We start from the raw sequence: 12,195 nt of genomic DNA, 5'->3' as shown, positions 1-12,195 counted from the left end.
TCCGTTGCCTCGTTTCAGCCGCCTTGACAGCCAGGCCCACGCCTTAACTACACGGCATTGTATCTAGGCCTGCATGAACGGCGAGGACGAGCTGGAAGAGCTCGACGAGGACTCCCTGCACAACAGCGAGGCGCTGCCCACCAGACGCCCGCACCCGGTGATCATCGCCGCCAGCGTCACGGCACGCGGTGGTCTGCTCTGGTTACCCGTGGCCGGCCTGCTCGCGTTGGCCGGCAAGAAGAAGACGGCGAAGCGGGCCCTCACCGCCGCGGCCGTCGCCATGCCGATCGGTCATCTCGTCAGCGTGGTCGTGCACCGGCGCAGGCCCCAGGCCGCCAGCATGCCCGCGCGGAAGGCCTTGCCGGAACATCCCGACTCCTCGTCGTTCCCCTCCAAGCACGCGGTGACGGCTGCCGCGTTCGGCACCGCCACCGCGTTGGAGGATCGCGGGGCCGCCGTGTTCGTGACGCCGCTGGTGCTGCTGGTCGCCTACAGCCGCCTCAGGACCCGTGTGCACTGGCCCACGGACGTCCTGGGCGGCTTGCTGATCGGCGCGGTGGTCGCGCTCGCTCAGGCGGGAATCGGGCGCTCTGCCAAGGCCAGGGCGACGGCGTGCAGGTTCGCCGCCATCGTGCGGCCGGTGTTCTCCGACCACTCGTGACCCTCTGACGTCTCGGAGAAGCTCGGACCGGGGCCTGGGCCGCGGTTCCAGTACGTCCACGCCTGGCCGGGGATCGTGTAGCCGATGTCGCCGAGCCCGCCGGCGATCTCGCTGATCACGTGGTGCGCGCCGTCCTCGTTGCCCGTCACCACGACGCCCGCGACCCGGTTGTACGCGACCGGGCGGTCCTCGTCGTCGGTCTCGGAGATCATCGCGTCCATCCGCTCCAGCGCCCGTTGCGCGAGGGAGGACGGGTGCCCGACCCACGTCGGCGTCGCGAACACCAGGATCTCCGCGTCGAGCAACGCCGCGTGGATGCGCGGCCACTCGTCGCCGTCGCCGAGGTCGGTCGACACACCCGGCGGGATGGCGTGGTCGGCGAGCCGGAACGTCGTGACGTCCACGTCCTTCTTGGCCAGCTCGTCGATCACCACCTGGGCCAGCAGGTCCGTGTTGGACTGGTCGGGGGACTTCTTCAGGGTGCAGTTCAGCACCACGGCGCGCATCAGGGCTGCCTCCACTTGTCGTCGGTGAGCATTCCGCTCGCCTGCGGTCCCATCAGGGACATCCCGCCGTCCACGACGAACGACGCTCCGGTCACGTAGCTCGCTGCGGGCGTGGCCAGGAACGCCACGACGGCCGCGACCTCCGCCGCGTGGCCGGGCCGTCCGAGCGGCACGCCCGGACGTGGCTGGGTGTGCGGGTCGACGTCCTCCTGGCCGGTCATCGGGGTCGAGATCTCGCCCGGTGCCACGGAGTTGACGGTGATGCCGTGCTCGGACAGCTCGAGCGCGAGCACCTCGGTGAGCGCGCCGAGCCCGGCCTTCGCGGCGCAGTACGGCGCGGCACCCACTCGCGGCAGGTGCTCGTGGACGGAGGTGATGTTGATGATCCGGCCACCACGACCGGCGTCGATCATGCGCCTGGCCGCGCGTTGCGAGCACAGGAAGGCGCCGTCCAGGTCGACCGAGAGCACCGAGCGCCAGAGGTCGAAGGGCATGTCGACGGCCTTCTGGCTGCTGCCGGTGCCCGCGCAGTTCACCAGGACGTCGACACCGCCCAGTTCCTCGGCCAGCTCGTCCACGACCGAGGCCGCGTCCGGCAGGTTCGTCAGGTCGAGCTGCCGCACGGCACAGCGGGCGCCTGCCTCCCGCACCTGGTCAGCGGTCTTCGCGGCTCCGTCGGCGTCCTCGTGGTACGTGATGCCCACGTCGACGCCGCCGCCCGCGAGTGCGACGGCGACGGCCTTGCCGATACCCGAGTCCGATCCGGTCACGATGGCGTACAGGGGTGCGTTCATGACACGCGTGTACCCATCGGGGTCGCGGGCATGCGGAGCGCGAAGTGGTTCAGCGTTCCGGGCAGCGGTGTGCTCAGCTTCGGGAACGAGAGGTGCTCGCTCAGCGCGTCCACCATCGCGCTTCCGGTCGCCAGCACGAGGTCACGGCCGGGGCAGACACCGGGACCGCCGCTGAACGGCACGATCGCGGGATCGCGCGGGCCGTCCCAGATCTCCGGCGCGTACCGGTCGGCGTACGGCAGCCGGTCCGGGTCGCGGTGGAAGAACGGCGTGAACACGACGAACTCCGTGTTCGCCGGGAGCCACTTGCCGTGCCAGCGCGTGGGCTTGGTGCTCTCCCGCAGGATCACCGGCGTGGTCGGCCACAGTCGTGCGGACTCGAGGATGCCGTTCCTGCCGCGTGCGCCGATGGCCAGCGCCCGCATCGTGACGATCCCGGCCGCGTCGAACGCGAACAACCAGTGCGGCACCTGGCCGGACAGATCACCCGGCTGGGCGGCCAGACTGCCTTCCTCACGCCGTGCGAGGTGCTCGTCGAGCCTGCGCTGGAACCGTTCGCGCAGGCCGCGCTGCTTCGGGTGCAGGAACGCCCAGTTCGCGTTCTCCCGCAGCGCCTTGAGGTCGTCGGTGAGCTGGTCGTCCGAGCGAGCACCGTCACCGAGGACGACCCTGCGCACGATCCGCCACCACGCCTGGCTGAAGGAGTCCCAGGTCAGCTCGCCGGTGCTCATCACGTGCCGGGTGAGCAGATCGGCCTCGTCGCGCACGATCGCGTCGACGGGCACGTTCTCCGGCCGCAGCGCGCGCTCGTTGAGCTCCCGCAGCCGTTCGCGCTCCTGCCCTTCCGAGATGAGCACGCCGTGCGGCTGGAAGTGCTTGAGCGCGGACTTCTTCTCCTTGGTCGCCAGCGAGAACGGCTCGGGTGAGCCCTCCAGCAGCCTGCCGACGTCGGTCGGGTCCACGAGCACGGCCACGCTGCGGCCGGTGATGCGCAACCGCACCGGCTCCGGCCCGTAGCGGTCGCGCAGCTTCCTCATCGTGTCGATGGCCCTGGTGTCGGACTGGACCTTCTCAGCGGCCGCCATGACGCCGGGCCTGCGGACGATGACGCCCTTGGCGAGGGTGGGCAGCAGGACCGAGGCCAGCACACGGGCCGTGTCGAATCGGGTTGAGATCGCCATGGGCGTGGTTACCCGTCGTCACCCAGGTGTGAACCGCCCTGACCGGGGGTATTCGCGGCTCAGCTCGAACCAGGAGGTCGTGATGCCAGCGGGATCGAACGCGAAACGTGAACGCCAGTACGAGCACATCAAGGACTCCGCCCGCAGCCGTGGTGCCTCGTCCAAGCGGGCGAAGGAGATCGCCGCGCGCACGGTGAACAAGAACCGCGCCCAGTCCGGCGAGTCCAAGACCGCGAGCAAGTCGTCCACGAAGGACACGTCGCCGCAGAAGCGCGGCGGGCAGCGGTCGGGCACCAACAGGCCGAAGGGCCTGACCAAGGAGCAGCTCTACAACGAGGCCAAGAAGAAGAACATCAGGGGCCGCTCCACCATGACGAAGAAGGAGCTCGCCGACGCCCTCGGACGCTGAAGTGCCGGAAGACAAGAACGCGGCGTTGACGATCCTCACCACCGAGCACTACACGCTGCAGATGGTGCGCACCGCGACGATCACCGACGCGACCGGCAGGGCGGGACACCTGCTCACGACGATCTCCGCGTCGATGATCGCCCTGGGTTTCGTGGCTCAGGTCGTGCCGCTGAAGGTGCTGCTGACGCTGATGCTGGTGATCTTCACCGGCCTGTTCCTGATCGGGCTCGCCACGATGTTCCGGACGGTCGAGCTCACGATCGAGGACGTGCAGGCGGGCCTGGGGATCAACCGCATCCGGCACATCTACGGCGATCTCGAACCGTCGACGAGGGAAGCCTTCGTCCGGCAGGTGCACGACGACACGGTGGGCGTCGAGGTCGATGCGGGCCAGACCGGCTGGCGCAAGGCACGGCGACCGCGGCTGATCGGCACCGCGCTGGGCGTCTCCGGCCTGGTGAACCTCGTCAACGGTCTCGTCGCGGGCGTCATCGCCGGTGCGGCGGCAGGACTTCTGGACGCAGGCCTGACGTGGTCGATCGTCATCGGTCTCGTCGTGGCCGTCGCTGTGATCGCCGCGTTCGGCGTGGCGCTCGGCCGGATCGCGCGACGGGGTGTCGCGCCGATCAGCACCCGCTATCCCCGCAATCACCAGTAGGAGGACCGCCGTGCAGTACGACGTCGTCGACCTGATCATGCAGGACCACCGCGAGGTGGAGCGCCTGTTCGACGAGCTGAAGAACCACCCGGAGAAACGACCGCTGCTCACGCCGGTGCTGTGCGGGCTGCTCGTCGCCCACAGCCGCGCCGAGGAGTCCGAAGTCTACCCGGTCGCCAAGGACGAGGCCGGGGAGACCGACGAGGTGGAGCACAGCCAGGAGGAGCACGCCCAGGCCGAGCGGCTGCTGGCGGAGCTGCTCGACTGCGAGTACGACTCGCCGCAGTACGACCAGAAGCTGCAGAAGGTCGTCGAGTCGGTCACGCACCACGTCGAGGAGGAGGAGAAGACCGTCCTCCCCGGCATGCGCAAGGGTCTCAGCGCGGAACGCCGCTACCAGCTCGGTGAGCGGTTCGCCCGCAGCAGGGCCGACCACCTGGGCGAGATGCCCGGCCAGGCCACGAAGGAGGAGCTCCTCGTCCAGGCGCGCAACCTGGGTGTCGAAGGAGCCGCGGGCATGAGCAAGGAGCAGTTGAAGCGCGAGCTGCAGAAGGCAGGCAAGTAGACCTTCACGGACATCTGTTTCGGGCCGCGCCGGTCACCGGCGCGGCCCGAAGTCGCGTGCGGACGGTGTCAGCGCGGCCAGAGCCGGTGCGGCGAAACAGATCGCCGTGCACGCGACCAGCACCGCCGTGGCACCGAACGCCGAGATGGCCGGGGCGATCAGCGCGAGGCCGACGGGCGCCAGGCCGTACGACATCAGGAAGTCCAAAGAGGACACACGGGCGAGCTTGCCGGGGTCGACCTCGCGTTGCGTCGCGGTGAACCACGGCACGTTGAACAGCTCGATGCCCAGTCCCGCCACCGTGTAGGCGGCGAGCACGACGAACGGGTGCACCGGCAGCAGCAGGCTCAGCGGCGCGAACCCGTACAGCGCGAGACCGGCGAGCGCGGTCCACCCGGCAGCGCGCGGCCGCCAGCGCGCGATGAGCAGCGCGCCGGCCAGAGCACCCAGCGTGTAGGCGGTCAACGCGCCCGCGAGCACGGCCTCCGTGCCATAGCGGTCGCGGCTCACCAGGGGGAGCACCACACCGGTCGCGGAGTACCCGGTGGCGATGACCGCGGTCAGCGCGCCGAGTCCGGCCAGGAACCACGGGTGCCGGCGGGCCTCGCGGACACCGTCGAGGAACTCCGCCACGAAACTCGTGCCGCTCCTGCTCACCTGGCCGGTTCCCGCGGGCGGCACCAGCGCGGCCACCAGCCACAGCGCGCCGATGCCGAGCAGCAGCACCTGCGTGTTCACCACCAACGCCAGCAACGCGGTCAGGCCAGGCGCCACCAACGTCGTCACGCGCACGGACAACGTCATCGCGGCGTTGGCCTGCTGACGCTGGTCGCCTTCCACCACCTCGGCCGTCAGTGCCTGGAACGCGGGACGGCACGCGCCCTGGCCCGCCCCCATCACCACGGCCGCGGCGGCGGACAGCACCAGCGACTCGCCCACGAAGGCGGCCAGGACGGGTGCGGCGGCAGCGGAGATCAACCCGGACCACAGGACCACGCGGCGGCGGGCGTAGCGGTCGGCCAGGACGCCGCTGATCGGGACGGCGGCGAGGAAGCCCGCGGTGCGCGCGGCGAGCAGGACGCCCAGTTCCACCGCGGTCAGCGAACGCGACAGCACGGCCAGGCCCAGGACGAACGGCAGGGCCCAGGTCGCGATGCCCGACGCGGTGGTCGCCGTCCAGAGGCGGAGGAACTGGGCGCTGCGCAGCACCGACGTGCCGCGCACTGTGTCCGGGACCACGAGTTTTGTGCCTTTCGAGAGGTTTTCTGTGAAAACGATTGTCGTTACAGTAGCCGAGATCGTTCTTGGCACCTGTTGGAGGATTCGATGTCACACCCCGCCCGGCTCGGCCTGGCACTGGTCGCGGTGCTCGCCGCGGGCTGCGCCACACCGGGAGGCGCTCAGGCGCCAACGGCTCAGTCGGTGGTGGTGGACAGCTGCGGCAAGCAGCTCTCGTTCACCAGCACGCCGCAGCGGGCGGTGGCCCTGGACCAGTCGTCCACGGAGACGTTGCTGGAGCTGGGACTGCAGGACCGGATGGCCGGCACGGCGAACGTCAAGACCAAGGTGCTGCCCAAGTACGCCGACGCCTACGCGAAGGTCCCGGTGCTCTCGCCGAAGATTCTCACGGCCGAACCGCTGCGCGCGGCGAACCCGGACGTCGTGGTGTCGGGGTTTCAGGACCTGTTCACGGCTGACCGGGCTGGAACGCGCGACGAGCTGGAGTCCCTCGGCGTGCCGACGTTCGTGAGCGCGGTGGACTGCCCGGACGGCACGACGCCCGCGTTCGAGCGGCTGTTCCGCGACTACGAGAACCTCGGCAAGATCTTCGGCGTCTCGGAGAAGGCCGCCAAGCTCACGAGCGACCAGCGCGCGATCGTCGCCGAAGTCCAGGCGGTCAAACGGGAACCGGTGAAGGTCGTGTGGGTCTACTCGGTCTTCAAGGGCGTCCCGTACGTCGCGGGCAAGGGCGGAATGCCGAACCAGATGAGCACGATCGCCGGTGCCACCAACATGTTCGACGACCTCGACCACGAGTGGCCGGAGACCTCCTGGGAGGAGATCGCGCGCCGCGACCCCGACGTCATCGTGATCGGCGACCTGACCGAGCGCGGCAACCTCGGTGACAAGGCGAGCGAGAAGCTCGCGATGATGCGGGAACACCCGGCCGTCTCGCAGCTCAGGGCCGTGAAGGAGAACAGGATCATCGAGCTGAACGGCACCGGGATGGACCCGTCGGTCCGCTCGGTCGACGTCCTGCGCGGGTTCGCCGCCGGCCTCGACAAGATCGCCGGCCGTGGCTGAGGCGACTGTTCTGGAACCGGTCGTCGACACCCCGGAACCGGTTCAACGCAAGAAGAACACGCTCGTCGTCGTGCTGAGCCTCGTCGTCCTCGTGGTGTCGCTCGTGCTCGGTGTCCGCGTCGGGGTCAGCACGAGCTGGGCGGAGATCGGCAGGTCCGTGGGCGGGCACCTGGGTCTGCACGTGGTCCCGCTGCCACGGCTGCTCGACTCGTTGATCTGGGACCTGCGCGTGCCGCGGGTGCTGCTCGCCGCGCTCGTCGGTGCCGCGCTGGCGGTGTGCGGTGCGGTGTTGCAGAGCATCACGCGCAACTCGCTCGCCGATCCGTATCTGCTGGGCGTGTCCAGCGGTGCGTCGACCGGTGCGGTGATCGTCGTGGTGCTCGGGTTCGCCGGGTCCCAGGTCGGCGTGACCGGTGGTGCGCTCGTGGGTGCGTTGGTGGCGTTCGGGTTGCTGATGCTGCTGCTGAAGCGAACAGGGCTCGACTCCGTGCGGATCGTGCTCACCGGTGTCGTCGTCGGCCAGCTGTTCGCGGCGCTCACGTCGTTGATCCTGCTGGCGTCCGGTGACTCCGACAGCATTCGTGCCGTCACGAACTGGTTGCTGGGTTCGCTCGCGTCCGCGCGTTGGCCGTCCGTGGTGGTGTGCGCGGTCGTTCTGGCCGTCGGGTTGCTTGTGGTGTGGTTGTGCTCTTCCGCGCTGGACGGGTTCGCGTTCGGCACGGACACCGCGTCCTCTCTCGGGATCGACGTCCGCACGACTCGCACCGTGTTGTTGGTGACGACGTCCGTGCTGACCGCTGTGGCTGTGGCCGCTGTCGGTGCGGTCGGGTTCGTCGGGCTGATCGTGCCGCACGGCGTGCGGTTCATGGTCGGTCCGTTGCACCGCAGGCTGTTGCCGTTGTCGGCGGTCGTGGGCGCGGTGTTCCTGGTGTGGACGGACGCCCTCACCCGCGTGATCTTCACGCCGCTGGAGGTGCCGGTGGGCGTGTTCACCGCGCTGCTCGGCGTGCCCCTGTTCCTCCTGGTGCTGCGCAAGCGGGGTGAGCTGTGAGGATCGAGGCGAAGAACCTGAGCTGGGGCGTGCCGGGCAAGACGATCGTCCGGGACGTGACGCTGACGGTCGCCAGTGGTGAGACCGTCGGGCTGATCGGGCCGAACGGTTCCGGCAAGTCGTCCCTGCTGCGCTGCATCGCCGGTCTGCGCACGCCGGATGCAGGCTCTGTCGTGTACGACGGCGAGGACATCGCGCGGTGGCCTGCGCGGCAGAGGGCGCTCAAGATGGCGTTCGTCGAGCAGACCGCGGACACCGACAGCGATCTGCGAGTGGCCGAGGTGGCCATGCTCGGCCGCACCGCCCACCGGTCGCGGTGGCGCGGCCCGGACGCCTCCGACCACGCGAAGGTCGCGGCGGCGCTCGCCCGGCTGGACCTGGAAGGGCTGGCGGACCGGCCGTGGAAGCAGCTGTCGGGCGGTGAACGGCAGCGCGCGCACCTGGCTCGCGCGTTGGCCCAGGACACGCAGGCGCTGTTGCTGGACGAGCCCCTCAACCACCTGGACGTGCGGCACCAGCTGGAGCTCATGGAGCTGGTCCACAGCACGACCCAGACGGTCGTCGTCGCTCTGCACGACCTCGCGCTGGCCGCCCGCTACTGCGACCGGCTGGTCCTGATGCACCGCGGTACGGTCGTGGCCGAGGGGGCCGGCGCAGACGTGCTGACCTCGTCGTGGCTGCGCGACGTGTTCGACGTGGAGGCCGAGGTCGGCCGCGACAGCCTGGGGCACCTGGCCGTGGGGTACCGCGAACCGGCTCGCTGACCTGCCCGGTTTCAGTCCGCAGGGGTGCGGTGTGTTGCAAAACCCGTCACGGGTACTCGTCAAGAGGACCCGATCGACGGGAGGAATTCCTCATGCGCACCGCACTCCACGGTCTAGCCGAACGGGGCCAGAGCCCGTGGATGGATCAGCTGTCCAGAGACCTGCTGCGCGGAGGTGGTCTCGCCGCGCTCGTCGAGTCGGGCGTGCTCGGGGTGACGTCGAACCCGACGATCTTCCAGGAGGCCATGAGCAGCGGCAACGCCTACGACGCCCAGAAGCGCGACCTGCACGGGCTGGAACGCAAGGAGCTCTTCCTCGCCCTCGCCACCGAGGACATCCGCAACGCCTGCGACCTGCTGGCCGGCAAGGGCACCTCACCGCGCGACGGCTGGGTGTCGATGGAGGTCGACCCGAACTTCGCGCACGACACGCAGGCGACGATCGACGAGGCGCGGCGGCTGCACGAAATGGTCGACCGGCCGAACCTGTTCGTGAAGATCCCCGGCACGTCGGAGAGCATGCCCGCGATCGAGGAGTCGATCGCGAACGGCATCCCGGTCAACGTGACGCTGCTGTTCTCGCTCGACCGTCATCGCGAGGCGGCCGAGGCGTACGTGCGCGGCCTTCAGCGGTTGCGCGCCACTGGTGGTGACCTGTCGAAGGTCGCTTCGGTGGCGTCGTACTTCGTGTCCAGAGTGGACACCGAGGCCGACGCGCGGCTCGACGCGATGCGCGGCCACGAGGTGCTCAAGGGCCGGCTCGCGATCGCCAACGCCAAGCTCGCCTACCAGCAGTACCTGGAGATCTTCTCCGGCAAGGCCTGGGACGACCTGGCGAAGGCCGGCGCCACCCCGCAGTGGTGCCTGTGGGCGTCCACGTCGACGAAGAACCCGGCCTACCGCGACACGCGCTACGTCGAAGAACTGATCGGCCCGGAAACGGTGACCACCATGCCGCGCAAGACGATCGAGGCGTTCCTCGACCACGGGCGGGTCGCCGACACGCTGACCCGCGGCGTCGACGCGGCCCGGAGCGTGCTCGACCGGTTCGGCGAGATCCGGGTGAGCTACCGCGACATCACCGCGAAGCTGGAACGCGACGGTGTGCGGAAGTTCGCCGACTCCTACCAACGGCTGTTCGACAGCCTCACCGCCCAACCTGCGAGGTGAACCCCTTGCCCGACCACGACTTCCGCCACGAACTCGCCCAGCAGCTGCGCGTCGACTCGGTCCGCGCGAGCGACGCCGGCGGCTCGGGGCACCCGACGTCGTCGATGTCCGCGGCCGACCTGATGGCCGTGCTGCTCGACGGCTACCTCAGGCTCGACTACGCCACTCCCGACAACCCGGCCAACGACCACCTGATCTTCTCCAAGGGCCACGCCTCACCGCTGTACTACGCGATGCTCAAGGCGGCCGGCGCGATCACCGACGAGGAACTCCTGAGCTTCCGCTCGTTCGGCAGCAGGCTCGAAGGCCACCCGACCCCGCGCATTCCGCCCACGGACGTCGCGACCGGCTCACTCGGCTACGGCCTGCCCGTCGGCGTGGGCCTGGCGCTGACCGGAAAACGCCTCGACCAGTTGCCGTACCGCGTGTGGGTGCTGTGCGGTGACTCGGAGATGGCCGAGGGCTCGATCTGGGAGGCCTTCCAGCACGCGGGCTGGGCGGGCCTCGACAACCTGACGGTGATCGTCGACGTGAACCGCCTCGGCCAGACCCGCGAGACGATGCTCGGCTGGGACCTCGACGGCTACGTCGCCCGCGCGGAAGCGTTCGGGTGGAAGGCGATCGCGATCGACGGCCACGACGTCCAGGCGATCGACGCCGCTCTCGCGCAGGCCACGTCCACCACCGACCGCCCGACCGTGATCTTCGCCCGCACACACAAGGGACACGGCGTGAAGGCCGTCGACGACCAGCCGGGCAAGCACGGCAAGCCGTTGGAGGAGCCCGCGGAGGCGATCGAGGAGCTGGGCGGCGTCCGTTCACTCTCGGTTACCGTTCAGACTCCCCGGCCCGGTTCGCCCTGTCGCTTCAGCACCGACGGCGGCGCTCTGCCCCGGTGGGAGATCGGCGAGGAGGTGGCGACGCGCCAGGCGTACGGCAAGGCGCTGGTGGAGCTCGGCGGTCTGCGCGGCGACGTGGTCGTGCTCGACGGCGAGGTGTCGAACTCGACGATGTCCGAGCTGTTCGCCAAAGCCCACCCCGACCGCTACTTCGAGATGTTCATCGCCGAACAGCAGATGATCGCCGCCGCGGTGGGCATGCAGGCCCGCAACTGGGTCGCGTTCGCCTCGACGTTCGGCGCTTTCCTGACGCGAGCCCACGACTTCGTCCGCATGGCCGCGGTCTCCCGGGCGGATCTTCGTTTGTGCGGCTCGCACGCCGGCGTGTCGATCGGCGAGGACGGCCCGTCCCAGATGGCGCTGGAGGACATCGCGATGTTCCGCGCCATCCACGGCAGCACGGTGCTGCACCCGTCCGACGCCAACCAGACGGCCGCGCTGGTGGCGGAAATGGCGACTTTGCCGGGCATCTCGTACCTGCGGACGTTGCGCGGCAAGACACCCGTGCGCACGTCACCCGACGAGAACATCCGCGTCGGTGGGAGCCGGGTGCTGCGGTCGAGCTCTGACGACGTGCTGACGATCGTCGCGTGCGGGATCACGGTGTCCGAGGCGGAGAAGGCTGCCGACGTGCTGGAGTCTTCGGGTATTCGGGTGCGCGTGATCGACTGCTACTCGCTCAAGCCGATCGACGGAGACACGCTGCTGGCCGCTGCTGCCGAGACGCGTGCGGTGCTGACCGTCGAGGACCACTGGCCGGAAGGTGGGCTCGGGGATGCGGTGCTGGACGCGTTGGCGCAGAGTTCGGCGCGGCCGCCGGTGAGGAAGCTGGCGGTCGGTGGGATGCCGGTGTCGGGGAAGCCGGACGAGCTGATGCACGCCGCGCACATCGACGCGGAGGCCGTGGTGGAGGCGGCGCGGCAGATGCTGGGTTAGGCGGGTTCCGGCATCGGGGGGATCGGGTCGGGGTCCGGGCCGGGAGGCCGCAGGGGATCCGCGTCCGGGCCCGGTGGTTGAGGCTGGTCCGGGCCGGGCCGCGGCTGGTTCGGACCGGGCGGCTGGGGCTGGTCGGGCCCGGTTGGTTGCGGCTGGTCCGGGCCCGGCGTGTTCGGCACGGGACTCGGTGGGGGTACTGGCTGACTCATGCTCGCCGGGTACCCGTTCACCGATCCGGCCTCACCCTTCACAGCTAAGCGGCTGGTGTCCGCAACCTCGCTGGCTCGTTTTGGCGGGG

General features: G+C 69.8%; 13 protein-coding genes. 9 read left to right on the top strand and 4 right to left on the bottom strand.

Translation table 11 applies throughout. The features are described 5' to 3' along the window. Positions 1–73 precede the first annotated feature (73 nt). Positions 74–661 carry a phosphatase PAP2 family protein gene (locus tag ACFOWZ_RS16880; RefSeq protein WP_382373458.1) on the top strand — a complete coding sequence of 196 codons (588 nt, stop codon included), beginning with the start codon at positions 74–76 and terminating at the stop codon, positions 659–661. Here the strand turns inward: ACFOWZ_RS16880 and ACFOWZ_RS16875 are convergent. Genes ACFOWZ_RS16875 through ACFOWZ_RS16865 form a run of 3 tightly spaced genes read right to left on the bottom strand, consistent with a single transcriptional unit; the run spans position 571 to position 3,142 of the window. Next, complete coding sequence (locus ACFOWZ_RS16875) at positions 571–1,182, bottom strand: flavodoxin family protein (RefSeq protein ID WP_382373456.1); 612 nt, start codon at positions 1,180–1,182, stop codon at positions 571–573. The two genes, ACFOWZ_RS16880 and ACFOWZ_RS16875, sit on opposite strands and share 91 nt — an antisense overlap. Beyond that, entirely contained in the window at positions 1,167–1,961 is a 795-nt protein-coding gene (locus tag ACFOWZ_RS16870; protein WP_382373454.1) for an SDR family oxidoreductase, read from the bottom strand. The genes ACFOWZ_RS16875 and ACFOWZ_RS16870 overlap by 16 nt, the downstream gene beginning before the upstream one ends. Further along, a complete protein-coding gene (locus tag ACFOWZ_RS16865) occupies positions 1,958–3,142 on the bottom strand; it encodes a cytochrome P450 (RefSeq protein WP_382373452.1) in 1,185 nt (394 codons plus the stop codon). Before ACFOWZ_RS16865 ends, ACFOWZ_RS16870 begins: the two co-directional genes overlap by 4 nt. An 82-nt stretch (positions 3,143–3,224) precedes the next feature. Here ACFOWZ_RS16865 and ACFOWZ_RS16860 point away from each other — a divergent pair, with 82 nt between their 5' ends. From ACFOWZ_RS16860 to ACFOWZ_RS16850, 3 genes are read left to right on the top strand one after another with little or no spacing between them, the layout of a single operon-like run. Next, positions 3,225–3,551, top strand: coding sequence for a plasmid stabilization protein (locus ACFOWZ_RS16860; protein WP_382373450.1), 327 nt, complete (start codon positions 3,225–3,227; stop codon positions 3,549–3,551). Between the two features lies 1 nt (position 3,552). Further along, complete coding sequence (locus tag ACFOWZ_RS16855) at positions 3,553–4,209, top strand: hypothetical protein (protein WP_382373448.1); 657 nt, start codon at positions 3,553–3,555, stop codon at positions 4,207–4,209. Between the two features lie 10 nt (positions 4,210–4,219). Continuing rightward, positions 4,220–4,774 carry a hemerythrin domain-containing protein gene (locus ACFOWZ_RS16850; protein WP_382373446.1) on the top strand — a complete coding sequence of 185 codons (555 nt, stop codon included), beginning with the start codon at positions 4,220–4,222 and terminating at the stop codon, positions 4,772–4,774. Positions 4,775–4,807: 33 nt separating this feature from the next. Here the strand turns inward: ACFOWZ_RS16850 and ACFOWZ_RS16845 are convergent, their stop codons facing one another. After that, a complete protein-coding gene (locus tag ACFOWZ_RS16845; RefSeq protein ID WP_382373444.1) occupies positions 4,808–6,013 on the bottom strand; it encodes an MFS transporter in 1,206 nt (401 codons plus the stop codon). An 87-nt stretch (positions 6,014–6,100) separates the two neighbouring features. On the opposite strand from ACFOWZ_RS16845, the gene ACFOWZ_RS16840 reads away from it, so the two are divergent. From ACFOWZ_RS16840 to ACFOWZ_RS16820, 5 genes are all read left to right on the top strand, one after another. Next, on the top strand, positions 6,101–7,078 hold the full coding sequence (locus ACFOWZ_RS16840) for an ABC transporter substrate-binding protein (RefSeq protein ID WP_382373442.1): 978 nt from the start codon (positions 6,101–6,103) through the stop codon (positions 7,076–7,078). Continuing rightward, positions 7,071–8,129: a FecCD family ABC transporter permease gene (locus ACFOWZ_RS16835; protein ID WP_382373440.1), complete on the top strand. Its 1,059-nt coding sequence runs from the start codon at positions 7,071–7,073 to the stop codon at positions 8,127–8,129. Before ACFOWZ_RS16840 ends, ACFOWZ_RS16835 begins: the two co-directional genes overlap by 8 nt. Next, the gene (locus tag ACFOWZ_RS16830; protein ID WP_382373438.1) at positions 8,126–8,893 is read left to right on the top strand and encodes an ABC transporter ATP-binding protein; all 768 of its coding nucleotides are present in this window, start codon (positions 8,126–8,128) and stop codon (positions 8,891–8,893) included. The genes ACFOWZ_RS16835 and ACFOWZ_RS16830 overlap by 4 nt, the downstream gene beginning before the upstream one ends. A 92-nt stretch (positions 8,894–8,985) precedes the next feature. Further along, the gene (tal, locus tag ACFOWZ_RS16825; RefSeq protein WP_382373436.1) at positions 8,986–10,062 is read left to right on the top strand and encodes a transaldolase; all 1,077 of its coding nucleotides are present in this window, start codon (positions 8,986–8,988) and stop codon (positions 10,060–10,062) included. 5 nt (positions 10,063–10,067) lie between these two features. Beyond that, complete coding sequence (locus tag ACFOWZ_RS16820) at positions 10,068–11,897, top strand: transketolase (RefSeq protein WP_382373434.1); 1,830 nt, start codon at positions 10,068–10,070, stop codon at positions 11,895–11,897. Positions 11,898–12,195: the final 298 nt, after the last annotated feature.

The sequence above is a fragment of the Lentzea rhizosphaerae genome (assembly GCF_042649515.1).
GTDB lineage: Bacteria > Actinomycetota > Actinomycetes > Mycobacteriales > Pseudonocardiaceae > Lentzea > Lentzea aerocolonigenes.
The sequence above is the reverse complement of the archived record's forward strand: the minus strand, read 5'-3'. Positions and strand labels throughout refer to the sequence as shown.